Genomic DNA, 24,105 nt, shown 5'->3' with positions numbered 1-24,105 from the left:
GGCAGTTGCCATTCTATCAAGCTGTCTGTCCGTTCATTTAGGACAAGTAATCATGATGAACTATCAATCAGAAAAAAGACTAGAAAGAAGACTGTATGGATAATCGACCAATTGGTTTTTTGGATTCGGGTGTCGGGGGCTTGACCGTTGTTCGTGAGCTCATGCGCCAGCTTCCCCATGAAGAAATCGTCTATATTGGAGATTCGGCACGGGCGCCCTATGGTCCCCGTCCTGCTGAGCAAATCCGTGAATATACTTGGCAGTTGGTCAACTTTCTCTTGACCAAGGATGTCAAAATGATTGTCATTGCTTGCAACACTGCGACTGCGGTCGTCTGGGAAGAAATCAAGGCTCAACTAGATATTCCTGTCCTAGGCGTGATTTTGCCAGGAGCTTCGGCAGCCATCAAGTCCAGTCAAGGTGGGAAAATCGGAGTCATTGGAACGCCCATGACGGTCCAATCAGACATCTACCGTCAGAAAATCCATGATCTGGATCCGGATTTACAGGTGGAGAGTTTGGCCTGTCCCAAGTTTGCTCCCTTGGTGGAGTCTGGTGCCCTGTCAACCAGTGTCACTAAGAAAGTGGTTTATGAAACCCTGCGTCCCTTGGTCGGCAAGGTGGATAGCTTGATTTTGGGTTGTACCCATTACCCACTCCTTCGCCCTATCATCCAAAATGTCATGGGACCAAAGGTTCAGCTCATCGATAGTGGGGCAGAGTGTGTACGGGATATCTCGGTTTTGCTTAACTATTTTGAAATCAATCGTAGCCGAGATGCGGGACCTCTTCAACATCGTTTTTACACAACAGCCAATAGCCAAAGTTTTGCCCAGATTGGAGCAGAATGGCTGGAAAAAGAGATTCATGTGGAGCATGTAACTTTATGACAAACAAAATTTATGAATACAAGGATGACCAGGACTGGTATGTCGGTGTCTGGGATGTCTATGGAGGCATCTATAGCCTTATCAAAGATCCTCTCGAGCTTGATTTTATGGATTTAGCGCGGATTTTTCGTGACGAGGAAAATGGCTTTCCGATTACGATAACGGTGATGCGCTGGTCTTCTAACTTCCGTCTGCTCTCCTTTATCGTTGAGATTTTAAATGCCGAAGCAGGTCGCAATCTAGAAGTCATCCAACGTCAGGGAGCTCTGCTCTTGGTTGAAAATGGAAAGCTTTTGCATGTTGAATTGCCTAAAGAAGGAGTTGAAGTGGAAACCTTCTTTGAAACTAGCAAGGTCAGAGAAACTCTGCTCATTGCGACTCGTAACGAAGGAAAGACCAAGGAATTCCGAGCTATCTTTGACAAGTTAGGCTACGATGTGGAAAATCTCAATGACTATCCAAACCTACCTGAAGTTGCTGAAACAGGCATGACCTTTGAAGAAAATGCCCGCCTGAAGGCAGAAACCATTTCCCAATTAACAGGAAAGATGGTTTTGGCAGATGACTCAGGTCTCAAAGTCGATGTCCTCGGCGGTTTGCCAGGAGTCTGGTCAGCCCGTTTTGCAGGTGTGGGAGCAACTGATCGTGAAAACAATGCCAAACTCTTGCACGAATTGGCCATGGTCTTTGAACTCAAGGACCGCTCAGCTCAATTCCATACAACCCTAGTCGTAGCTAGTCCAAACAAGGAAAGCTTGGTTGTTGAAGCTGACTGGCCAGGATACATTAACTTTGAACCCAAGGGGGAGAATGGTTTTGGTTATGATCCCCTCTTCCTTGTAGGAGAGACAGGTAAATCCTCAGCAGAGCTAACCCTTGAAGAAAAAAATAGCCAATCTCACCGCGCCTTAGCCGTTAAGAAACTTTTGGAGGTATTTCCATCATGGCAAAGCAAACCATCATTGTAATGAGTGACTCCCATGGAGATAGCTTGATTGTGGAAGAAATTCGTGACCGCTATCTAGGTAAAGTTGATGCCATTTTTCACGATGGTGACTCAGAACTCCGACCAGACTCTTCGCTCTGGGAGGGCATCCATGTCGTCAAAGGCAATATGGACTTTTATGCTGGCTACCCAGAACGTTTGGTAACTCAACTTGGTCCAACCAAGATCATCCAGACGCATGGACACTTGTTTGATATCAATTTCAACTTTCAAAAGTTGGACTACTGGGCTCAGGAAGAAGATGCCGATATCTGTCTCTATGGTCACTTGCATGTACCAAATGCTTGGATGGAAGGCAAGACTCTTTTTCTAAATCCAGGCTCCATCAGCCAACCACGAGGAACTATTAGAGAATGCCTCTATGCACGTGTGGAGATTGATAACAGCTATTTCAAAGTAGAGTTTTTGACACGTGACCATGAGGTTTATCCAGGCTTGTCCAAGGAGTTTGCTCGATGATTGCCAAGGAATTTGAAGCATTTTTATTGGAGCAGGAAGAGACTTTTCTTACCCCTGCTGAGAATCTAGCAGCTTTGATTGATACCCACAATGCCGACCATGCGATTTTAGTGCTGAGCCAAATCACTTATACCCGTATCCCTGTTGTGACTTTTGACAAACGCTTTGTCGGAACCATTGGTCTGAGAGACATTTTGGCTTATCAAATGGAGCAAGGTTTGACGGATGAGCAGATGGCAACGACAGACATCGTCAATATGACCAAGACGGATGTGGCAGTTGTCGCTCCAGACTATAACATCACAGAGGTCCTCCATAAACTGGTGGATGAACCCTTCTTGCCAGTGGTAGATGATGAAGGGATTTTTCAAGGAATCATCACGCGCAAGTCCATCCTCAAGGCCGTCAATGCTCTCTTACATGACTTTAGTAAGGAATATGAGATTCGATGCAAATGAGAGATAGCATTTCAGCCTTTTTAGAGGAAAAACAGGGCTTGTCTACCAATTCCAAGCAGTCCTATAAGTATGATCTGGAGCAATTTTTAGACATTGTGGGTGAGCGGATTTCTGAGACCAGTCTTAAGATTTACCAAGCCCAGCTAGCCAATCTAAAAATCAGCGCCCAGAAGCGAAAACTTTCGGCCTGTAACCAATTTCTCTACTTTCTCTATCGAAACGGAGAAGTGGACAGCTTTTACCGTCTGGAATTAGCCAAACAAGCTGAAAAGAAGACTGAAAAGCCAGAGATTCTAAATTTAGACTCTTTTTGGCAGGAAAGTAATTATCCAGAAGGACGCTTGCTGGCGCTTCTTATCTTGGAAATAGGGCTCTTGCCAAGTGAGATTTTAGCCCTTAAGGTTGCAGATATCAATCTGGATTTTCAAGTGTTGAGAATCAGCAAGGCTTCCCAACAGAGGATTGTCACCATACCCACGACCTTGACTCCAGAATTGGAACCCTTGATGGGGCAGACCTATCTCTTTGAAAGGAGTGGGAAAACCTATTCTCGTCAGTGGGCCTTTCGTCAGCTGGAGTCCTTTGTCAAGGAGAAAGGTTTTCCAGCCTTATCAGCCCAAGCCTTGCGGGAACAGTTCATTCTAAGACAGATAGAAAACAAGGTCGATTTGTACGAAATTGCAAAAAAACTAGGATTAAAAACAGTCCTGACCTTAGAAAAATATAGATAATGGATATTAAATTAAAAGATTTTGAAGGGCCGCTGGACTTGCTTTTGCACCTGGTTTCTAAGTACCAGATGGATATCTACGATGTGCCTATCACAGAAGTCATCGAACAGTATCTAGCCTATGTCTCAACCTTGCAGGCAATGCGTCTGGAAGTGACGGGCGAGTATATGGTCATGGCTAGTCAGCTGATGCTGATCAAGAGTCGCAAGCTCTTGCCAAAGGTAGCAGAAGTGACAGACTTAGAGGATGACCTGGAGCAGGACCTTCTCTCTCAAATCGAAGAATACCGCAAGTTCAAGCTCTTGGGTGAGCACTTGGAGGCTAAGCACCAAGATCGGGCCCAGTACTATTCCAAAGCGCCGACAGAGTTGATTTACGAGGATGCGGAGCTTGTGCATGACAGGACGACCATTGACCTCTTTTTGGCTTTTTCAAATATCCTAGCCAAGAAAAAAGAGGAGTTCGCACAGAACCACACGACCATCCTGCGCGATGAGTATAAGATTGAGGACATGATGGTCATTGTAAAAGAGTCCTTGACTGGACGAGACCAGTTGCGTTTGCAGGATTTGTTCAAGGAAGCCCAGAATGTCCAAGAGGTTATTACCCTCTTTTTGGCAACCCTAGAGTTAATCAAAACTCAGGAATTGATCCTCGTGCAAGAGGAGAGTTTCGGAGATATCTATCTTATGGAAAAGAAGGAAGAAAATCAAGAGGCACAAAGCTAGACTTGATAGAGAGGAAAGATGAGTACTTTAGCAGAAATAGAAGCGCTCTTGTTTGTGGCAGGTGAAGATGGGATTCGGGTTCGTCAGTTGGCTGAACTCCTCTCACTTCCACCGACAGGCATCCAACAGAGTTTAGAAAAATTAGCCCAGAAGTATGAAAAAGACCAAGAGTCGAGCTTGTCTCTGATCGAGACAGGTGGTGCATACAGATTGGTCACTAAACCTCAATTTGCAGCGATTTTGAAGGAATACTCCAAGGCGCCTATCAACCAGAGTTTGTCTCGGGCTGCTCTTGAGACCTTGTCCATCATTGCCTACAAGCAACCGATTACCCGAATTGAGATTGATGCTATTCGTGGGGTCAATTCTAGTGGAGCTCTAGCTAAGCTACAAGCTTTTGAATTGATAAGAGAAGATGGGAAAAAAGAAGTTTTGGGCCGCCCTAATCTCTATGTGACTACGGATTATTTCCTAGATTACATGGGGATTAACCATTTGGAAGAACTGCCAGTGATTGATGAGCTTGAGATTCAAGCTCAAGAAAGCCAATTATTTGGTGAAAGGATAGAAGAAGATGAGAATCAATAAATATATTGCCCACGCAGGTGTGGCCAGTAGGAGAAAAGCAGAAGAGTTGATCAAGCAAGGCTTGGTAACCGTCAACGGCCAAGTGGTACGTGAACTCGCAACGACTATCAAGGCTGGTGATAAGGTTGAAGTTGAAGGCCAGCCTATCTACAACGAAGAAAAGGTCTACTACTTGCTCAATAAACCACGCGGAGTGATTTCCAGTGTGACAGATGATAAGGGCCGCAAGACTGTTGTGGATCTCTTGCCTAATGTCAAAGAACGCATTTACCCAGTTGGACGTTTGGACTGGGATACATCAGGTGTCTTGATTTTGACCAATGATGGGGACTTTACAGATGAAATGATTCACCCCCGTAATGAGATTGACAAGGTCTATGTCGCGCGTGTTAAAGGTGTGGCTAATAAGGACAATCTCCGCCCCTTGACCCGCGGTCTTGAGATTGATGGCAAGAAAACCAAGCCAGCTGTTTATGAAATTCTCAAAGTGGATCCAGTTAAAAATCGCTCTGTGGTACAGTTGACCATCCATGAAGGACGTAACCATCAGGTTAAAAAGATGTTTGAAGCTGTCGGTCTTCAAGTGGATAAGTTGTCTCGGACACGTTTTGGACACCTAGACTTGACAGGTCTTCGTCCAGGAGAATCCCGTCGCCTTAATAAAAAAGAAATCAGCCAACTACACACTATGGCTGTAACCAAGAAATAATGAAACGCATCTTAATAGCGCCAGTACGTTTTTACCAACGTTTTATCTCGCCAGCCTTTCCGCCCTCATGTCGTTTTGAACCTACTTGTTCCAACTACATGATTCAGGCTATTGAAAAACATGGCTTCAAGGGTGTCTTGATGGGCTTGGCTCGAATTTTACGTTGCCATCCCTGGTCGCCAATAGGAAAAGATCCTGTCCCAGATCACTTTTCCCTCAGACGAAATCAAGAAAAAAAATAACCCAACATCACCTGATGTTGGGTTTTCTTGTTTATTTCAAAGCTTTTTGTGCGTCTTCAATCATGAGTTTGGTTGATTCAAGACCGCCTCCGCTTAGATACCAGAGGTCTGGTGTTAGTTGGATAATTTTACCATTTTTAGCGGCAGGAGTTTCAGCGATGAGGGCATTTTCTAGGACGCCGTCGTTGCTTGAGTTGTCCCCGCCGATGGCAAGGGTACGGTTGATGACAAATAGGATGTCAGGATTGATTTCTTTGACACTTTCAAAGCTGACTTCCTGTCCGTGGCGAGAGTCTTCAAATTGAGTGTCAGTTGGCTTGAATTTCAAGGTTTGGTACAAGAAAGAGAAACGAGATTGGGCACCAAAGGCAGCCATTTTTCCTTCATTGAGGAGAATCGCAAGGGCTTTTTTGTCAGAACTTTCGTTTTTAGTAGCGACTTCCTGAATGCTCTTGTCTAGGTTGGCTAATTCTTCTTTGGCTTTCTGTGTACCAGTTTCGCCAAAGGCGCTTGCTAGGGATTCGATGTTGGTCTTGGTAGAAGCCCAGTAGTCGTCCTTACTTACTTGGAAGAGAACGGTTGGCGCGATTTCTTTGAACTTGTCTACGAACTTTTGGGTACGTGGTGAAGCGATAATCAAATCCGGTTCAAGGGCGGCAATGGCTTCTAGGTCTGGCTCAACCATGGAACCCACATTGTTGACATTTCCTGCAAGATCTTTTAGGTAAGCCGGAACAGTTTTTGTAGGCATTCCGACGATATTCTTTTCAAAACCTAAAGCGCGAATAGTATCCGCAGCACCGAGGTCAAAGGTCACAATCTTTTCAGGAACTTTTGACAGTTTAACCTCGTCTAGTGAGCTTTTAATGGTCACTTCTGTTGGAGTAGAAGTGCTGGTCTCCGTCTGGCTGGTACTTGAGTTTGTATTTGTACTACATGCACCAAGTAAGAGCAAGAAACTAACCGCTAGGGCGGTGAGATAAAGTTTAAGGGATGTTTTCATGATTTCTCCTTTTTAAAATATGATAACGATGTAGGGGGCTCTTAGATAGGCTTGTTAGCTAAGAGACAGAAGGCTCTCTAACATGAGTTCAGAATAGCTAGCTATAGATGCAGATCTTTTTGCCATTGATATCCGCCAGCGTGATGGGAATCTCATAGAGTTGACTGAGCAGGTCAGCCTGCATGATTTGAGCAGTCGTTCCCTTGCAAAAAACTTGACCGTCCTTGAAGGCAACAATTTCATCCGCATATTGGCTAGCCATGTTGATATCGTGGAGGACGATGATAATGGTTTTGCCAAGTTCCTCCACCAGTCGCTTGAGAATCTGCATCATGCTGACGCTTTGCTTGATATCGAGATTATTGAGCGGTTCGTCTAGCAAGATAAAGTCTGTATCCTGAGCTAGTACCATGGCGATAAAGACACGTTGGAGCTGTCCACCAGACAGACTATCGATGTAGCGGTCTTTTAAGTTGGTCAGTTCCAGATAGTCCAGAGTTTCTCGGATTTTTTCCCTGTCTTCTGCTCTCAGTCGACCACGGCTGTAGGGAAAACGTCCAAAGCTGACAAGCTCTTCTACAGTCAATTTGGCTTGGTAATTGATTTTCTGCTTTAGGATGGTGAGTTCTTTGGCCAGTTCTTGCGAATTCCAGCTCTCGATTTCACGCCCTTTGATACTGAGAATTCCCTGATCCTTCTTGGTCAGTCTGCTCATGATGGAGAGAAGAGTTGATTTTCCAGCACCATTTGGACCAATGAAGGCTGTCAGTTTCTGAGGACTGACTTCAAGGGAAATGTCTTGCAAAATATCCTGTTTTTGAATGGATTTGTCAATGTTTTCCAGTTTCACCGACGGGCCCTCCTGTAAAGTAAGATAAAGAATAAGAGACCACCCACACTCTCGATGATCATGCTGATGCGAATTTCCAAAGCAAAGACTCGTTCAATGAGGGCTTGCCCCAAGGTCAAACTAATAAATCCAATCAGAATGGCTACGATAAAGAGCAACTTGTGCCGATAATCTTTGACGATTAGGTAGGTAAGATTGGCCAGCATAAAGCCGAAGAAGGCCATAGGCCCTACCAAGGCAGTCGCTGTTGAGGTTAAAAGCACGATGCCCCAGAGGAGTTCTCTCTGTTCTTTTTCAACATCGAGTCCCAGTATCTGAGCCGTTTCTCTTTGCAGGTGCAAGACATCCAGAACGACTGCTTTTCGAAAGAAAAAGATGGTCAAAGCGAGGATAATCAGAGAACCGATGGATAAGATAGAAGTGTTGAGATGTTGAAAGGAAGCAAAGAGACTGTTTTGCAGTTTATCGTATTCATTTGGATCCATCAGGACTTGTAGGAAGGTACTGATATTTCGAAAGAGACTTCCGAGTGCTAGACAGATCAGCAGGATGAAGACCAGATCTTGCTTCATCAGCTTCTTCAAGTAGCCTTGTAAGGCGAGAAAGAAGAGGGATTGAACAAGAAGCAAGACTAGGAATTCTAAGATAGGAGACTTTCCAAGCTGTAGAAATTTGCTTTCAAACATCAGTAGCAGGGTCTGTAGCAAGACATAGAAGGATTCGATTCCCAAAATACTTGGCGTCAGAAAGCGATTTTCCGTCAGGGTTTGAAAACTAATGGTCGAAATCCCTGTCGCGATGGCTACCAAGAGATAAACGATGATTTTTTGGGAACGTAGCTTCCAGGCAAAGGCAGACAGCTGAGTGATGGGCCAAAAGTAGAGGAGGCAAGCTCCGATGGCCAGAATAATGAGAAGGCAGAAGAGTTTGGTATGTTTGCTTTTAAACTGCATCCTTTTGTCCCCCTCTCCATAGAAGTAGGATAAAGACGAGACTACCAATGATTCCTAGTAGGAGACTGACAGACAGCTCATAGGGCCGAATCAAGACTCGAGAGAGGATGTCACAGGCCAGAACTAGATTGGCACCGACCAGAGCGACGATGAGTTTGGTTTGACTCAAATTATCTCCATAGCGCTTGCGGATAAGATTGGGAACGATGACTCCGAGAAAAGGCAAGGCACCCACGGTAATCATGGTGACACTTGTCGTTAGCGCCACCAGAAAAAGGGCCAGTTTTTCAAGTAGAGAGTAAGAAATCCCCAAACTTTCACTGGTTTCCTTGCCCAGATTCATGATGGTGAAGGTTTGGGAGAATTTCCAAACGGCTATCAGGATAATGAGGCCTAAGAAGAGCCACTCATACTGATGGGTCTGAATCATGGAGAAGGAACCCTGGGTCCAAGCTGTCATACTCTGAACCAGATTGAAACGATAGGCGATAACTTCTGTGATGGAACCGATAATCCCACTATAGATGATCCCAATCAAGGGCAACATCCACCTTTCCTTTATAGAAAAAAGAGTCATAAAGGCAAGGAAGAAGAGGGTAAATATGATGGATGAGCCAAAAGCAAAGAGCATCTTTTGGGTCAGACTCGCAGACGGAAAGACAAAGAGGCTCAACACCATTCCCAGTTTGGCGGCTTCTGTCGTTCCGACTGTACTCGGAGCAGCAAACTGATTTTGGGTAATGGTCTGCATGAGGAGTCCTGCCATGCTCATACTGGAGGCTGCAAGGAGAATGCTGATGGTTCTTGGAAGACGCGACTCTTGAAAGAAAAGCCAGGTCTGTTGGTCAAAAGTAAAGAATTTTTCCCAAGAAAAATCACTAGTTCCAATGGTAATGGAGAGAAAGACCAGGAGTAGAAGTAAGCCTGTTAAAATATGAGAGAGTTTCATACCTCGTCCTTTCGTGTAGATTTGGTATAAAAATACCCTTGGAGATAATGTAACACGATTTTTTTAATCTGTCAATAAATTTTCTGACAATTTAATGTAAAAAGAAAGAAAAATTTCTGAAATTACATCTGCCCCTCTCTTTTATTGGAAAACTGAGTAAAAACCAATCCACCTTCCCACTATCCTTCTCCTATAAAAAGTGGTAAAATGGAGGACAGAAAGAAGGAACTGATATGACAACATTATTTTCAAAAATCAAAGAAGTAACAGAGCTTGCTGCAATCTCAGGTCATGAAGCGCCTGTCCGTACCTATCTTCGTGAAAAGTTGACACCGCATGTGGACGAAGTGGTGACAGATGGATTGGGTGGTATTTTTGGTATCAAACATTCAGAAGCTGCCGATGCACCCCGTGTTTTGGTCGCTTCTCATATGGATGAAGTTGGTTTTATGGTCAGCGAGATTAAGCCAGATGGGACCTTCCGTGTCGTTGAAATCGGTGGTTGGAATCCAATGGTAGTCAGCAGCCAACGCTTTAAACTCTTTACTCGTGATGGTCGTGAAATTCCTGTGATTTCAGGTTCTGTTCCGCCACATTTGACACGTGGAACAGGTGGCCCAACCATGCCAGCTATCTCTGATATCATTTTTGATGGTGGGTTTGCGGATAAGGCTGAAGCAGAAAGTTTTGGCATCCGTCCAGGTGACACCATTGTCCCTGATAGTTCCGCTATCTTGACAGCCAATGAAAAAAATATCATCTCAAAAGCTTGGGACAATCGCTACGGTGTCCTCATGGTAAGCGAGCTAGCTGAAGCTTTATCAGGTCAAAAACTCGGAAATGAACTCTATCTTGGCTCTAACGTCCAAGAAGAGGTTGGTCTCCGTGGGGCTCATACTTCCACAACTAAGTTTGACCCAGAAGTCTTTCTGGCAGTTGACTGTTCACCTGCTGGTGATGTTTATGGTGGCCAAGGTAAGATTGGGGACGGAACCTTGATTCGCTTCTACGATCCAGGTCACTTGCTTCTCCCAGGTATGAAGGATTTCCTTTTGACAACGGCTGAAGAAGCTGGTATCAAGTATCAATACTACTGTGGAAAAGGCGGAACGGATGCTGGAGCAGCTCACCTGAAAAATGGAGGTGTTCCATCTACAACTATCGGTGTCTGCGCTCGTTATATCCATTCTCACCAAACTCTCTACGCGATGGATGACTTCCTAGAAGCTCAAGCTTTCTTGCAAGCCTTGGTGAAAAAATTGGACCGCTCAACGGTTAATTTGATTAAACATTATTAAGCATAAGGGAGGTGGTCGGGATGGCAGAACCAAACCTAGAAAGCCTTATAAAAGATCTCTATAACCATGCCCGTCAGGGCTTGAGTGAAGATTTAGTTGCTGCTCTCCTAGAGACTGCTAAAAAACTACCAACTACAAATGAGCAATTACTAGCAGTCCGTCTCTCAGGACTGGTCACTCGTGAATTGCTCATCAATCCCAAACACCCGGCACCTGAATTGATCAACTTGGCGCGCTTTATCAAAAGAGAAGAAGCCAAGTATAGAGGCACTGCAGTTTCTGCTATCATGTTTGGAGAGCTATTTAAAATGCTTTGATTCCATTGTGAATCAAAGCATTTTTTTTACGTTAGAAAAAATATTCTTGACTAGGAGACAAAAAACCACCTAAATTAAGGTGGATTCTTACCAATTAAATTTGTTCAGCGATGACCTTTTCGGCTAGATTCATAGCATGGTCAGACACACGAGTGTAGTGGGAAATGATGTCGATAAAGTTGACTCCAGCTTGTGTAGAACACTCACCTTTGTTAAGGCGTTTGATGTGAGTCTTTCTGAGAACGCGTTCCATATTGTTGATTTCTTTATGGCGTTCAATCAGACTTTGAGCTTTTTCAATATCATTATTTTCCACACTATCAAGGGCATCCTTGATAAATGCAGTTGTTGCTTGATAAATCTCAGCTAATTCCTCTAAAGCAGCATCAGAAAATTGAACATTCTTACGTTGGAGGTAGTCTGTTAGGTTGAGCAAGCCTTCTGCGTGGTCCCCAATCCGTTCCAAATCACGAGATGAATCCAGAATGTTGGTCAAGACTTCACTTTCCTTTTGGCTCAAGGATTCGCTTGAGAGTCTGATGAGGTAACGAGTGAGTTTTTCATCGATGGTATTGATGGCTTCCTCTGTCTTGTGCCCTTTTTCAGCTACCTTTTCATCCAAACCGATGATATAGGTATAAGAAAGGTCAAAAGCTTTGGTTGCATAGTTCCCCAAGTGCAAGAGTTCTTTTTTGGCATTTCCTAGAGCGATGGAAGGAGATTGCTGGATAAGTTGCTCGTCGAGATAGAGAGGCTCGTACTTGACAACCTCGTCTTCACCAGGGATGAGCTTGGTTACAAAGTAGGCCAAGGCTCCGATGAATGGAAATTGTACAATGGTGTTACTTACGTTAAAGGCACCGTGAGAGAAGGCGATTGTCATCTCAGGTGAGAGGTGAAGGAGTGCCTGGAAGTACTCGATCATAGCAGTGAAAGGGCCTAATAAGATTAAGCAAAGAATAGTTCCTAAAACGTTAAAGGTAACGTGGGTTGCCGCAACGCGTTTCGCTGAGACATTGGCTCCAGCTGCCGCAATGATAACGGTTAGAGTTGTCCCGATATTATCCCCGAAGAGAACCGGTAGCGAACCTTTAAGGTCAAGGAAGCCACCTGCATAGAGACCTTGTAGAATCCCGATAGTTGCCGAAGAGGCCTGAATGAGGACGGTAATCACTGCACCGGCTACTACTCCTAAAATAGGATTTTGTCCCAAGGTGACCATATACTCCTTGAATTGTGGTAAATCTTTAAGCGGGCTCATACCGGCACTGATGAGGTTGAGGGCGTAGAAGATTCCCCCGACACCAAACAGGATGCGCCCGATATTGTTTGCTGTTCTGTTTTTTGTAAAGAAGAGGAACATGGTTCCAAGGAAAATCAAGGGTAAAGCATACTCACCAAGCTTGAAACCGATGATAAAGGATGTAACGGTGGTTCCGATGTTGGCTCCCATGATAATTCCGATAGCCTGTCTAAGGGTTAGAAGACTAGCGCTGACTAGCCCAACCGTGATAACTGTAACCCCTGTACTTGACTGAATCAGGGCAGTCACGACGATTCCGACTAGAACACCTAAAAAGGGATTGCTAGTGTACTTGTCAATGTAAAAACGAAGGCGATCTCCAGCAGCTTGTTGCAAACCGTCTCCCATGGTCTTGATACTGTATAAAAACAGTCCTAGACCTCCTAAAAAGTGAAATAAAATTTCCTGCCAATTAATGGACATTTCTTTTTCCTCCGAAAAATAATAACGGAATTTCTCCTATTCTATTTTAAAGGATAAAAGTAAATCTCACAAGTGTTTAGCTGAAATTTTCATAAGAAACAAGAACTTTCTTTCAAAATGAGAGGTAGTTTCCCTTTAAGATAGATGATTTATAGGATTGTGTCCAAATTTTACTGATTTTTATCCTAGTTATAGTTTTTGTGTCAAGTATATTGACAACGCTTTCATATAGGATAAAATGAAGATGATCCTGTTCTGGTGGTGTACATTGAGAACAGTTACTTTTTATCAAAAAGTAAAGCGCTTACTTTATATTTTATTAGGAGGATAAGATGAAAAATCTATTTTTTGAAAAACGTTGCCGTTACAGTATTCGTAAGTTGTCAATCGGGGCTTGTTCCTTGATGATTGGTTCAGCTCTATTTGCGAGCCCAGCTCTTGCCGAACAAGTCGCAGTCCCTGAAACAGCTACAAATACGAGCGCCCAAGCGACAAGTACTAGTGAAACAGCTAATCCAGATACTGCAGCCCTTGAAAAACAATTAGAGAAAACAGAGAACAAAGTAGCTGAGCAACCAATTTCAGAAAACCCTCCAACAATAACGGATCTGGTTAATGAAAAAGAAGAAGCAAAGCCAACTCCGACAGAAAAACCTGCTCAACCAACTGAAAAAGAAGAAGTCAAACCAGAGGAAACTCCTCAAGTGGCTGAGAAGAAAGCCGACAAACCGATTCTAGCAGACGTTCCTAAAAATGAAGAAAAGAGTCTCCGACCAAAAGAAATCAAATTTGATACTTGGGATGATTTGTTGAAATGGGAACCAGGTGCGCGCGAGGATGATCCCATCAATCGTTCCTCAGTTGAACTCGCCAAGCGCCATAGAGGTCAGTTGGTTAACGAAAAAGCAAGCAGAAGAGCCAAGGTTCAGGCGCTAGCAAATACCAACTCAAAGGCTAAAGACCATGCTTCTGTTGGTGGAGAAGAATTCAAGGCTTACGCCTTTGATTACTGGCAGTACTTGGATTCAATGGTCTTCTGGGAAGGTCTAGTTCCAACTCCAGATGTCATTGATGCTGGGCACCGCAACGGAGTTCCCGTTTATGGAACCCTCTTTTTCAACTGGTCAAATAGCATTGCCGACCAAGAGAAATTTGCAGCTGCCTTGAAACAAGACGCAGATGGCACCTTCCCTATCGCACGAAAACTTGTCGACCTTGCTAAGTACTATGGCTTTGATGGGTATTTTATCAACCAAGAAACAACGGGTGAATTGGTAGCACCTCTTGGTGAAAAAATGCGCCAATTCATGCTCTATACAAAAGAATACGCAGCCAAAGTCAACCACCCGATCAAGTATGCTTGGTACGATGCCATGACCTACAAATACGGTCGTTACCACGAAGATGGTCTAGGTGATTACAACTACCAGTTCATGCAAAAAGAAGGTGACAAAGTCCCTGCAGATCAATTTTTTGCCAATTTCAACTGGAACAAGGAAAAGAATGACCACTCCGTAGAGATGGCAAAATGGCTAGAACGTAGCCAGTATGATGTCTTTGCAGGCTTGGAATTGCAACAAGGTGGCTCTTATAAGACCAAAGTCAAATGGGATGCCCTCTTAGATGAAAAAGGCAAGTTGCGTTTGTCACTTGGACTTTTTGCACCAGATACGATTACCAGTCTAGGAAAAACAGGCGAAGACTACCACAAGAACGAAGACATCTTCTTTACAGGTTACCAAGGAGATCCAACGGCTCAAAAACCAGCAGATAAAGAGTGGTATGGAATTGCCAATTTAGTTGCTGACCGTACACCAGCAGTAGGACGTACCTTCACCACCTCTTTTAATACAGGTCATGGTAGAAAATGGTTTGTTGACGGTAAAGTTTCTAAGGATTCTGAGTGGAACTACCGTTCTGTTTCAGGTGTTTTGCCAACATGGCGCTGGTGGCAGACTTCGACAGGTGAAAAACTTCGTGCAGAATATGATTTTACAGATGCCTATAATGGAGGTAACTCCCTTAAATTCTCAGGTGATGTAGTTGGTAAGACGGACCAGGATGTGAATTTGTATTCTACCAAACTAGAAGTAACAGAGAAAACCAAACTTCGTGTTGCCCACAAGGGAGGAAAAGGCTCTAAAGTTTATATGGCCTTCTCTACGACTCCAGACTACAAATTTGAGGATGCAGCTGCATGGAAAGAACTGACTCTCTCTGATGACTGGAAGAATGAAGAATTTGACCTCAGCTCACTAGCAGGTAAAACCATCTATGCAGTCAAACTCTTCTTCGAGCATGAAGGAGCTGTAAAAGATTATCAGTTCAACCTAGGTCAATTAACCATTTCAGACAATCACCAAGCGCCACAAGCCCCGACAGGTCTCTCTGTAGTGAAACAATCTCTCAAGAATGCCCAAGAAGCTGAAGCAGTGGTTCAGTTTGCGGGTAACCAAGATGCAGATTTCTATGAAGTCTACGAAAAAGATGGGGATAACTGGCGTTTGTTGACAGGATCATCTGCTTCCGCTATCTACTTGCCAAAAATTAGCCGCTCTGCTAATGCGACTGGTAGGATTCAGGAATTGAAAGTCGTTGCGGTTGGTAAAAATGGACTTCGTTCTGAAGCTGCGACGGCATCCTTTAACTGGGGGATGACAGTTCAGGATACGACTCTCCCAAGACCTTTAGCTGAAAATATTGTTCCAGGGGCAAAGGTTATCGATAGCACTTTCCCAAATACTGAAGGTGGAGAAGGCATCGAAGGTATGTTGAACGGTACCATTACTAGCCTGTCAGACAAGTGGTCTTCAGGACAATTGAGCGGTAGTGTCGATATTCGTTTGACCCAACCACGTCGTGTTGTCAGATGGGTAATGGATCATGCGGGAGCTGGTGGAGAATCCGTAAACGATGGTCTGATGAATACCAAGGACTTTGATCTTTATTACAAGGATACAGATGGCGAGTGGAAACTAGCTAAGGAAGTCCGTGGCAACAAAGCGCACGTTACAGATATCACTCTTGACAAACCAATCACTGCCCAAGACTGGCGCCTAAAAGTTATCACTTCAGATAACGGAACACCTTGGAAAGCAATTCGTATCTATAACTGGAAGATGTACGAAACCTTGGACACAGAAAGTCAAAATATTCCAATGGCTAAGGTAGCTGCCCGTTCACTTGGAAACCACCAAGTTCAACTAGGCTTCTCTGATGTTCCAGCGGGTGCAACCATCACCGTTTACGACAAGGCAGATTCACAAACACCAATTGCAACCTTGAAGACTGAAACTGGAGGCGACTTGGCAACAGCACCATTGGGCTTTAACAAGCAACCAACTCTCCTCTACTATCGTACCCAACTACCTGGCAAAGAAATCAGTAACACCTTGGCAGTAGCGATTCCACAGGATGAGAGAAAAATTGCTGCAGTGAGTCTTGAAAAAGGGCCTAAGAAGACAGTTTATAAAGAGGGAGAAAAACTTGACCTCAGAGGCGGAACCCTCCGTGTTCAATACGAAGGGGGACAAGCCGATGAACTAATCAACCTTACTCACTCAGGTGTGACAGTATCTGGCTACAACGCTCATCAAAAAGGGGAACAAAAGCTCACAGTCAGCTACCTTGGACTTCCAGTTACTGGTGACTTGAAGGTACAAGTGACTGGTCAAGATGAAGGAAAACCAAAGGAAGTAGCAGGCTTGTACATTACTCAGAAACCAAAAACAGACTATCTAGTAGGAGATCAACTGGATCTTGCAGAAGGGCGCTTTGGAGTTCTCTATGATGATGAGACAGAAGAGGTTCACAGCTTTACTGATAAAGATGTTGAAATCACGGGCTATGATGCTCAGAAGACTGGACGACAAACCTTGACCTTGCATTACAAGGGACACACTGCTGAGTTCGATGTCTTGGTTTCTCCAAAAGCAGCTGTCAACGATGAGTACCTCAAACAAGAAATCACTGCTGCCCAAGGTCGCCAGTCAACCCTTGCCTATACTTTCTCAAGTGAGGACAAACAAGCTGTACTAGTAGAGAAACTTAATGCAGCGAAAGCTGTTGCAGAAAACCATGATGCCAGTCAAGAAGAAGTCAACAAAGCCTTGAATGAATTGAAACAAGCTGGAGCGGACTTGGATGGAAATCAACGTTATCAAACTGCTAGAGAAGAATTGGAAGGCTTGCTCGAATCCGTCCGTGCAAAAGATTCTCAAAATGAGTTGATTGCCCAAGCTGAAGCTTTGTTGTCTTCACAAACACCAACTCCACAAGCTTTTGCGGACATGAAAGAAAAGTTGAATAAGAAATTAGTACCTGCAGAAGAAAGCCATCATGTTGGAAGCATGGATCCAAATGAAGTGGCCCCGACGGTTGAGGCCCTCCCTGAACTAGTTATTGAAACTGAAACAACAGCTTATGAACGTCAGGAGCGACCAAACTCCGAATTTCTCAAAGGACAACGCCGTGTTGTGCAAGCTGGAGTTGAAGGCCAAGTTCGTCGCTTTGTAGAAGTTGATGCTCAGGGCAAACGCACTCTTCGTTCGACTGAGGTAGTCAAGGAATCAATCCCAGAAATCACCGAAGTTGGTACAAAAGTTCTATCAAGCAACCAACCAGCTGAAGGTGTGAAAGATTTAGTTCTAGAAACTCCGAAACTGGAAATTGAAGAGGGGACAGTTTTCTTCGAACATCAAGAACGACTAAATGCAGCCCTTCTCAAAGGACAACGTCAGCTAGTTCAAGCAGGAGTTGAAGGCCAAGTTCGTCGCTTTGTAGAAGTTGATGCTCAGGGCAAACGCACTCTTCATTCCACTGAGGTTCTCAAGGAAGCTCTTCCAGAAATTGTTGAAGTAGGAACGAAAGAGGAGCAAGTCTCACAAACAAGGGATCAAGCGCTTTCAGCAGCACCAGCAAAAGTTGAAAAAGCAAGTAAAGCACTTCCAAATACGGGAGCGACAAGAGATGCTGGTCTAGTAGTGCTGGGACTTCTCGGAGTAATGAGTGGCTATGGACTTGTAGCTTTGAAAAAGAGAGAAGATTAAGGATAAATAGTATTTCTTAAGTTGAGATTAGAAAGAAATCGTTTCAAGAAGCAACAGCTAAAAATAGTTGTTGCTTTTTGCACCCTTTCATCCCAATGTTTTCTGAATTGAGACTGAATAGCTTGTAAGCCATCATAAAGTGTTTTTCAGTAACATAACCTCCAAATTTAGTCCAGTCATATTTCTGGACTTTAATCAGTTTATTTGATGCCTTGAAATTTCAGTAAAAATGTGCACTTAATTTTACAAATTGGGAATTGAAATATTTTTGGCTTTTACTTATATCTAAATTATAAATAAAAGGTACGTATTTCAGGAACTATTAAGAAACTAACAAAAATTTATATTAGAACTGTTTTTATATAATATATAGCATGCGCTAAAATAAATTACCCAAAAAGATTTGTTTGCTTTACTTATTTTATTCTTGTAATTAATTGTTGAAAATGCTAGAATATGTATAAGCATCTGGGGTAATAGGTAACCCATGGGCATTTAACTGTTCATTTATTGAATCTTAAAGCCTGGAATCCGAGTTCGAGTCTCGGGATGCTTATAGAAAGTCGTAATCAATATGAAGTTCGAATCAATAAATTATAAAAAGTACAAAAAAAATCATGGTAGAGAAAATCAGTTTTTTATCACTTCTTACGTTGGGATAAGTTTAATTAAGTCAACTGATGACAAGCCAGAAGATTTGAGTACGTCGTGGAATCCAAAAAGCATCGATAGTACTAAAATAGAATCGAAATTTTTTATTCAGAAATCGTCATTAGTTTATTCTATTTCGGCATTTGAAGCCTATTTATCTGATTTTATATTAGATCAAGTTCTACCACTTCAGAGTGAGCCTGTTAGTAATTTGAGTGAAGTGTATTCTGGTAAGTCTTTGTTTAGGAAAATTGAGGTTTTAATTGAACACTTTCCTGACCTTAAAAATAAAGAGTATTTTCTCTTTATTGTGTCAATATTTTGGCGAAATAAATTAATTCATAATTCTAAAGAATCATTAACTGGTGCTTTGAAAGGTGAATTGAGGAACTATAGTCAAGATTTCCTAACCTCATACTGTAATTTGGATATTGAAAAGTTAATAAGTCATTATGAAGCTCATGATGTTCCAACCTTCAAAGAGACTTTATCAATGATGACAAATTTAAGGAATTTTGCTTCAAAAATCGATGAATTTTTCACATCAAATTTATCTATCGACAAATATATAGCTCATAATATCACTAAGTTAATTAATATTGGAAAGATCAAGAAATTTGATTTAAGTTCGAATCGTGATAATAAAACTAGATTTTGGACAAATATTTTTGAAATCCACTTGAGATTAAATGTTAATGATGATGTAAAACGATTAGATATTTGGAATGATTTGATGCTAGCTGAAAATAGAGAAAAAGTAGAGCATATTTTAGGAAATATATTAAACTGAAAAAGAGGTGTAAATTACCTCTTTTTCAGTTTATGGAACCTGGATAAAAAAATATTATTTCTTTTAGTTTTTATTAACCTTGAAAACAAGAAGATAGAATTGAAAGGAATTGATCTTTTTAAATTAAGGAGTAATAGTCAAAAGTGGGAGAGTAAGAAGTGGAGATGTGAGAGGTGGAAGAGAAAAAATGGGAGAGTAAGTAATATTAGATAAGATAATTTGAACGGAACCGACTCTTTTAGGCATACAAAATAAAGTAATCTGAAAATTAATTGAAAGTTAGTCTTTTGTATCGCTAAAACAATATTTTTAAAATTAGATACTAGGTTTGATTAAGTAAATTTTACAATTCTAAATATTACCATAGTCTCTACTTTTTCTACTATTTTCAGAAATCGAAATAAAGCTTGTTAAAATAAAGTTTATAGATAGATGAATCAATTTTTACAGAAATAAAGAACTCGAAAAGTTTAGGCTTTTTCTATCTCTTTTGCTGATTTTGTGATATAATTAACACGTATAAAAAAAGAAGGAGTCATATCTAATGGCAAAATTGACTGTTAAAGACGTTGAATTGAAAGGGAAAAAAGTTCTCGTTCGTGTTGACTTCAACGTACCTGTAAAAGATGGCGTGATTACCAACGACAACCGTATCACTGCAGCTCTTCCAACTATCAAGTACATCCTTGAACAAGGTGGACGTGCTATCCTCTTCTCTCACCTTGGCCGTGTAAAAGAAGAAGCAGACAAGGCTGGTAAATCACTTGCTCCTGTAGCTGCTGACTTGGCAGCTAAATTGGGTCAAGACGTTGCTTTCCTTCCAGGTGTCACTCGTGGTGCTGAATTGGAAGCAGCAATCAACGCTCTTGAAGATGGACAAGTTCTCTTGGTTGAAAACACTCGTTTCGAAGATGTTGACGGCAAGAAAGAATCTAAAAACGATCCTGAACTTGGTAAATACTGGGCATCACTTGGAGATGGTATCTTCGTAAACGATGCATTCGGTACAGCTCACCGTGCACACGCATCTAACGTTGGTATCTCAGCAAACGTTGAAAAAGCAGTTGCTGGTTTCCTTCTTGAAAACGAAATTGCCTACATCCAAGAAGCGGTTGAAGCTCCAGAACGTCCATTCGTGGCTATCCTTGGTGGTTCAAAAGTTTCAGACAAGATCGGTGTTATCGAAAACTTGCTTGAAAAAGCTGATAAAGTTCTTATCGGTGGTGGGATGACTTACACATTCTACAAAGCTCAAGGTATCGAAATCGGTAACTCACTTGTAGAAGAAGACAAATTGGATGTTGCTAAAGCTCTTCTTGAAAAAGCAAACGGCAAATTGATTTTGCCAGTTGACTCAAAAGAAGCGAACGCATTTGCTGACTACACTGAAGTGAAAGACACTGAAGGTGAAGCAGTAGACCCAGGCTTCCTTGGTCTTGACATCGGTCCAAAATCTATCGCTAAATTTGACGAAGCTTTGACTGGTGCCAAAACAGTTGTATGGAATGGACCAATGGGTGTATTTGAAAACCCAGACTTCCAAGCTGGTACAATCGGTGTCATGGACGCTATCGTAAAACAACCAGGCGTGAAATCAATCATCGGTGGTGGTGACTCAGCTGCCGCAGCGATCAACCTTGGTCGTGCAGACAAGTTCTCATGGATCTCTACTGGTGGTGGAGCATCAATGGAACTCCTTGAAGGTAAAGTATTGCCAGGACTTGCAGCTTTGACTGAAAAATAAATAGTTTAACTAAAAGAAGATGGTGTGATCATCTTCTTTTTAATTTATAAACATGTGGAATTTTTCTATAAATAGAGAGAAAAAAGACTAAATATTTGCATCTTGCCTTGTAAAGTGCTAGTATAAGGAGTAATGACTAAATTTAGATAAGGAAATGGCTTATAATGAAAAATAAAAAAGAAGTCTATGGATTTCGTAAAAGTAAAGTTGCGAAAACGTTGTGTGGCGCTGTTTTAGGAACTGCTTTGATTGCTTTTGCAGACAAAGCAGTATTTGCTGATGAAGTTACAGAGACAACTAGTACAAGTACGGTTGAGGTAGCTACTACAGGAAACCCGGCTACAAATCTACCTGAAGCTCAGGGTGAAATGAGTCAAGTTGCCAAAGAAAGCCAAGCTAAGGCTGGTTCTAAAGACTCAGCTTTGCCAGTAGAAGTATCATCAGCTGATTTGGATAAAGCAGTTGCTGATGCAAAATCTGCAGGAGTTAAGGTAGTTCAAGATGAAACAAAAGACAAAGGAACAGCCACAACTGCTACAGAGAATGCTCAAAAACAAGATGAGATTAAAAGCGACTATGCTAAACAGGCTGAAGAAGTAAAGACAACAACTGAAGCATATAAAAAGGAAGTCGCAGCTCATCAGGCTGAAACAGATAAAATCAATGCTGAAAACAAAGCAGCGGATGACAAGTATCAAAAAGATCTAAAAAGTCATCAAGAAGAAGTTGGAAAAATCAACACTGCCAATGCAACAGCTAAAGCAGAGTATGAGGCTAAGCTAGCACAATATCAAAAAGATTTAGCAACTGTCAAAAAAGCAAACGAAGATAGTCAACAGGATTATCAAAATAAACTTTCAGCTTACCAGACAGAATTAGCTCGAGTACAAAAAGCTAATGCTGAAGCTAAAGAGGCTTATGATAAAGCAGTAAAAGAAAATACAGCTAAAAACGAAGCGCTTAAAGCTGAAAATGAAGCGATTAAACAGCGTAATGAAACTGCAAAAGCGAATTATGAAGCAGCGATGAAGCAGTATGAAGCAGACCTTGCAGCTATTAAGAAAGCTAAAGAGGATAATGATGCTGATTATCAAGCTAAATTAGCAGCTTATCAAACAGAATTGGCACGTGTTCAAAAGGCTAATTCTGATGCAAAAATAGCCTATGAAAAGGCTGTTGAAGAAAACACAGCTAAAAACAATGCTATCCAAGCTGAAAATGAAGCTATTAAACAACGAAATGAAACAGCCAAGGCAACTTATGAGGCTAAAATAGCACAATACGAAAAAGACTTGGCAGCAGTCAAACAAGCGAATGCAGCTAACGAAACAGACTACCAAACTAAGTTAGCGGCTTATCAGACAGAACTAGCTCGTGTTCAAAAGGCAAATGCTGATGCTAAAGCAGCTTATGAGAAGGCTGTTGAAGAAAACACAGCTAAAAATGCAGCGCTCCAAGCTGAAAACGAAGAAATCAAGCAACGGAATGCCGCGGCTAAAACTGACTATGAAGCAAAATTAGCTAAATATGAAGCTGATCTTGCCAAATATAAGAAAGAGTTGGCTGAGTATCCGGCTAAGTTGCAGGCTTATAAAGATGAGCAGGCTAAAATTAAGGCAGCTATGGCTTTAGCAGAATCAAAGAAGAATGAAGATGGAAACTTGAGTCGCCCAAGTGCTCAAAGTTTGATTTTCAAATCGGAGCCTAATGCTGAACTTTCATTGACTACAACTGGTGAATTTGTTAGCTATACTGGCATGGAAGCAGCTGTGAAGAATACTGCAGAATTTGCCAATAAACTCTTCCAGTTGGATAACTTTAAAGTAACAGACATTCAAAATGCTAACTACCAGACAAACAAACAGGAAAGCTTTGGTACAGTCGGTAAGTATTCTGAGTACAATTCAAATGTAACAAGTGGTAAGGGACCAACTGAATGGTCTTCAGTCCTGCTGAAACGAGGTCAGTCTGCAACAGCAACTTATACGAATCTTCAGGGGACTTACTATCAAGGGAAAAAAGTTTCTAAAATCGTCTATACTTATACTCTTGATCCTAGTTCCAAGTTCCGCAATGATAAGGCTTGGTTGGGAATTTTTAAAGACCCAACGATGGGGGTTTTCGCTTCGGCTTATACTGGTAATACAGAAGATGCTACCTCTCTCTTCGTTAAGACTGAGTTTCAATTCTATGATGAAGATGGTCAAATTATTAATTTTGACAAGGCCTTGATGTCTGTAGCGTCTCTTAACCGCGAAGCAAACTCAATCGAGATGGCTAAAGATTATACTGGGAATTTCATCAAAATTTCGGGTTCTTCAGTTGGTGAAAAGAACGGCCAAATTTATGCGACAGAATCTGAAAACTTCAAAAAAGGAGTTGGTGGTTCCCGCTTCACCATGTATAAGAATAGTCAACCAGATTCTGGTTGGGATAATGCAGATGCACCAAACTCTTGGTATGGTGCGGGAGCAGTGGAAATCTCAGGTCCTTCAAATAGTATGACTATCGGAACAATTTCGTCTTCAGAAGTGTTGGGACAGCCTGCAGCGAATGATCCACGTAGAGCAGAGAAATTATCTCCCAAAAAGCCAAATATTTGGTTTGCGATTAACGGAAATGTTCGAGCAACTAATTTGCCAACCATCACATTAGAAAAACCAACTCCGCCAGTAGAACCAACTGCACCACAAGCTCCTACTTATGAAGTAGAGAAACCACTGGAACCAGCTCCAGTAGTACCAAACTACGAAAATGAGCCAACTCCACCGGTAAAAACTCCAGATCAACCGGAGCCATCAAAACCAGAAGAGCCAACATATGAGACAGAGAAACCATTGGAACCAGCTCCAGTAGCACCAAACTATGAAAATGAGCCAACTCCACCAGTAAAAACTCCAGATCAACCGGAGCCATCAAAACCAGAAGAGCCAACATATGAGACAGAGAAACCATTGGAACCAGC

20 protein-coding genes are annotated in these 24,105 nt (G+C 42.2%); 15 read left to right on the top strand and 5 right to left on the bottom strand.

Annotation, left to right across the window (positions count from 1 at the left end):
• The first annotated feature begins 95 nt into the window (after positions 1-95).
• From racE to yidD, 9 genes are read left to right on the top strand one after another with little or no spacing between them, the layout of a single operon-like run.
• Entirely contained in the window at positions 96-890 is a 795-nt protein-coding gene (gene racE / locus M1G01_RS07805; protein WP_000370379.1) for a glutamate racemase, read from the top strand.
• On the top strand, positions 848-1,858 hold the full coding sequence (locus M1G01_RS07800) for a nucleoside-triphosphate diphosphatase (RefSeq protein ID WP_425608337.1): 1,011 nt from the start codon (positions 848-850) through the stop codon (positions 1,856-1,858). Before racE ends, M1G01_RS07800 begins: the two co-directional genes overlap by 43 nt.
• Positions 1,834-2,355 carry a metallophosphoesterase gene (locus M1G01_RS07795; protein ID WP_001118947.1) on the top strand — a complete coding sequence of 174 codons (522 nt, stop codon included), beginning with the start codon at positions 1,834-1,836 and terminating at the stop codon, positions 2,353-2,355. Before M1G01_RS07800 ends, M1G01_RS07795 begins: the two co-directional genes overlap by 25 nt.
• Positions 2,352-2,813 carry a cyclic-di-AMP-binding protein CbpB gene (gene cbpB, locus M1G01_RS07790; RefSeq protein WP_000560696.1) on the top strand — a complete coding sequence of 154 codons (462 nt, stop codon included), beginning with the start codon at positions 2,352-2,354 and terminating at the stop codon, positions 2,811-2,813. The genes M1G01_RS07795 and cbpB overlap by 4 nt, the downstream gene beginning before the upstream one ends.
• Positions 2,810-3,544, top strand: a complete 735-nt coding sequence (xerD, locus tag M1G01_RS07785) for a site-specific tyrosine recombinase XerD (protein WP_277619949.1) — start codon at positions 2,810-2,812, stop codon at positions 3,542-3,544. The genes cbpB and xerD overlap by 4 nt, the downstream gene beginning before the upstream one ends.
• Positions 3,544-4,272: a segregation/condensation protein A gene (locus M1G01_RS07780; protein ID WP_084881295.1), complete on the top strand. Its 729-nt coding sequence runs from the start codon at positions 3,544-3,546 to the stop codon at positions 4,270-4,272. The genes xerD and M1G01_RS07780 overlap by 1 nt, the downstream gene beginning before the upstream one ends.
• Before the next feature lie 18 nt (positions 4,273-4,290).
• Complete coding sequence (gene scpB, locus M1G01_RS07775) at positions 4,291-4,860, top strand: SMC-Scp complex subunit ScpB (protein WP_000105289.1); 570 nt, start codon at positions 4,291-4,293, stop codon at positions 4,858-4,860.
• Complete coding sequence (locus M1G01_RS07770) at positions 4,847-5,569, top strand: pseudouridine synthase (protein ID WP_001222211.1); 723 nt, start codon at positions 4,847-4,849, stop codon at positions 5,567-5,569. Before scpB ends, M1G01_RS07770 begins: the two co-directional genes overlap by 14 nt.
• Positions 5,569-5,811: a membrane protein insertion efficiency factor YidD gene (gene yidD, locus M1G01_RS07765; RefSeq protein ID WP_000821631.1), complete on the top strand. Its 243-nt coding sequence runs from the start codon at positions 5,569-5,571 to the stop codon at positions 5,809-5,811. The genes M1G01_RS07770 and yidD overlap by 1 nt, the downstream gene beginning before the upstream one ends.
• 31 nt (positions 5,812-5,842) lie before the next feature.
• Here the strand turns inward: yidD and M1G01_RS07760 are convergent, their stop codons facing one another.
• From M1G01_RS07760 to M1G01_RS07745, 4 genes are all read right to left on the bottom strand, one after another.
• Complete coding sequence (locus tag M1G01_RS07760; protein ID WP_247931540.1) at positions 5,843-6,814, bottom strand: siderophore ABC transporter substrate-binding protein; 972 nt, start codon at positions 6,812-6,814, stop codon at positions 5,843-5,845.
• 97 nt (positions 6,815-6,911) lie between these two features.
• Positions 6,912-7,664 (bottom strand): iron ABC transporter ATP-binding protein, encoded by a 753-nt coding sequence (locus tag M1G01_RS07755; protein ID WP_000764284.1) that lies wholly within the window; start codon positions 7,662-7,664, stop codon positions 6,912-6,914.
• Entirely contained in the window at positions 7,661-8,617 is a 957-nt protein-coding gene (locus M1G01_RS07750) for an iron chelate uptake ABC transporter family permease subunit (protein ID WP_049489961.1), read from the bottom strand. Before M1G01_RS07750 ends, M1G01_RS07755 begins: the two co-directional genes overlap by 4 nt.
• Positions 8,607-9,566 carry an ABC transporter permease gene (locus tag M1G01_RS07745; RefSeq protein WP_247931539.1) on the bottom strand — a complete coding sequence of 320 codons (960 nt, stop codon included), beginning with the start codon at positions 9,564-9,566 and terminating at the stop codon, positions 8,607-8,609. Before M1G01_RS07745 ends, M1G01_RS07750 begins: the two co-directional genes overlap by 11 nt.
• Positions 9,567-9,799: 233 nt before the next feature.
• Between M1G01_RS07745 and pepA the strand changes: the two genes are divergently transcribed.
• Together pepA and M1G01_RS07735 are read left to right on the top strand one after the other, a co-directional pair.
• On the top strand, positions 9,800-10,864 hold the full coding sequence (gene pepA / locus M1G01_RS07740) for a glutamyl aminopeptidase (RefSeq protein ID WP_247931538.1): 1,065 nt from the start codon (positions 9,800-9,802) through the stop codon (positions 10,862-10,864).
• Positions 10,865-10,884: 20 nt separating this feature from the next.
• Positions 10,885-11,181: a bacteriocin immunity family protein gene (locus M1G01_RS07735; protein WP_033583388.1), complete on the top strand. Its 297-nt coding sequence runs from the start codon at positions 10,885-10,887 to the stop codon at positions 11,179-11,181.
• Positions 11,182-11,275: 94 nt separating this feature from the next.
• On the opposite strand, the gene M1G01_RS07730 is transcribed toward M1G01_RS07735, so the two are convergent.
• Complete coding sequence (locus M1G01_RS07730; protein WP_049501505.1) at positions 11,276-12,907, bottom strand: Na/Pi cotransporter family protein; 1,632 nt, start codon at positions 12,905-12,907, stop codon at positions 11,276-11,278.
• 332 nt (positions 12,908-13,239) lie between these two features.
• On the opposite strand from M1G01_RS07730, the gene M1G01_RS07725 reads away from it, so the two are divergent.
• The 4 genes from M1G01_RS07725 to M1G01_RS07710 form a co-directional block, all read left to right on the top strand.
• On the top strand, positions 13,240-17,955 hold the full coding sequence (locus M1G01_RS07725; protein WP_247931537.1) for an endo-beta-N-acetylglucosaminidase: 4,716 nt from the start codon (positions 13,240-13,242) through the stop codon (positions 17,953-17,955).
• A 574-nt stretch (positions 17,956-18,529) separates the two neighbouring features.
• Entirely contained in the window at positions 18,530-19,396 is an 867-nt protein-coding gene (locus M1G01_RS07720) for a hypothetical protein (protein ID WP_247931536.1), read from the top strand.
• Positions 19,397-19,940: 544 nt separating this feature from the next.
• Positions 19,941-21,140, top strand: coding sequence for a phosphoglycerate kinase (locus tag M1G01_RS07715; RefSeq protein WP_061409634.1), 1,200 nt, complete (start codon positions 19,941-19,943; stop codon positions 21,138-21,140).
• Between the two features lie 164 nt (positions 21,141-21,304).
• Positions 21,305-24,105, top strand: a 2,801-nt coding sequence (locus M1G01_RS07710) for an antigen I/II family LPXTG-anchored adhesin (protein WP_247931535.1), incomplete at its 3' end; no start/stop codon positions are given.

Source organism: Streptococcus oralis, assembly GCF_023110055.1.
Lineage (GTDB): Bacteria > Bacillota > Bacilli > Lactobacillales > Streptococcaceae > Streptococcus > Streptococcus oralis_BY.
The sequence above is the reverse complement of the archived record's forward strand: the minus strand, read 5'-3'. Positions and strand labels throughout refer to the sequence as shown.

What these genes read in the sequence shown, in the direction of transcription:
- racE (WP_000370379.1), top strand. Translation starts at nt 96, where the DNA reads ATGGATAATCGACCAATTGGTTTTTTGGATTCGGGTGTCGGGGGCTTG.
- M1G01_RS07800 (WP_425608337.1), top strand. Translation starts at nt 848, where the DNA reads ATGGCTGGAAAAAGAGATTCATGTGGAGCATGTAACTTTATGACAAAC.
- M1G01_RS07795 (WP_001118947.1), top strand. Translation starts at nt 1,834, where the DNA reads ATGGCAAAGCAAACCATCATTGTAATGAGTGACTCCCATGGAGATAGC.
- cbpB (WP_000560696.1), top strand. Translation starts at nt 2,352, where the DNA reads ATGATTGCCAAGGAATTTGAAGCATTTTTATTGGAGCAGGAAGAGACT.
- xerD (WP_277619949.1), top strand. Translation starts at nt 2,810, where the DNA reads ATGAGAGATAGCATTTCAGCCTTTTTAGAGGAAAAACAGGGCTTGTCT.
- M1G01_RS07780 (WP_084881295.1), top strand. Translation starts at nt 3,544, where the DNA reads ATGGATATTAAATTAAAAGATTTTGAAGGGCCGCTGGACTTGCTTTTG.
- scpB (WP_000105289.1), top strand. Translation starts at nt 4,291, where the DNA reads ATGAGTACTTTAGCAGAAATAGAAGCGCTCTTGTTTGTGGCAGGTGAA.
- M1G01_RS07770 (WP_001222211.1), top strand. Translation starts at nt 4,847, where the DNA reads ATGAGAATCAATAAATATATTGCCCACGCAGGTGTGGCCAGTAGGAGA.
- yidD (WP_000821631.1), top strand. Translation starts at nt 5,569, where the DNA reads ATGAAACGCATCTTAATAGCGCCAGTACGTTTTTACCAACGTTTTATC.
- M1G01_RS07760 (WP_247931540.1), bottom strand. Translation starts at nt 6,814, where the DNA reads ATGAAAACATCCCTTAAACTTTATCTCACCGCCCTAGCGGTTAGTTTC.
- M1G01_RS07750 (WP_049489961.1), bottom strand. Translation starts at nt 8,617, where the DNA reads ATGCAGTTTAAAAGCAAACATACCAAACTCTTCTGCCTTCTCATTATT.
- M1G01_RS07745 (WP_247931539.1), bottom strand. Translation starts at nt 9,566, where the DNA reads ATGAAACTCTCTCATATTTTAACAGGCTTACTTCTACTCCTGGTCTTT.
- pepA (WP_247931538.1), top strand. Translation starts at nt 9,800, where the DNA reads ATGACAACATTATTTTCAAAAATCAAAGAAGTAACAGAGCTTGCTGCA.
- M1G01_RS07735 (WP_033583388.1), top strand. Translation starts at nt 10,885, where the DNA reads ATGGCAGAACCAAACCTAGAAAGCCTTATAAAAGATCTCTATAACCAT.
- M1G01_RS07730 (WP_049501505.1), bottom strand. Translation starts at nt 12,907, where the DNA reads ATGTCCATTAATTGGCAGGAAATTTTATTTCACTTTTTAGGAGGTCTA.
- M1G01_RS07725 (WP_247931537.1), top strand. Translation starts at nt 13,240, where the DNA reads ATGAAAAATCTATTTTTTGAAAAACGTTGCCGTTACAGTATTCGTAAG.
- M1G01_RS07720 (WP_247931536.1), top strand. Translation starts at nt 18,530, where the DNA reads ATGAAGTTCGAATCAATAAATTATAAAAAGTACAAAAAAAATCATGGT.
- M1G01_RS07715 (WP_061409634.1), top strand. Translation starts at nt 19,941, where the DNA reads ATGGCAAAATTGACTGTTAAAGACGTTGAATTGAAAGGGAAAAAAGTT.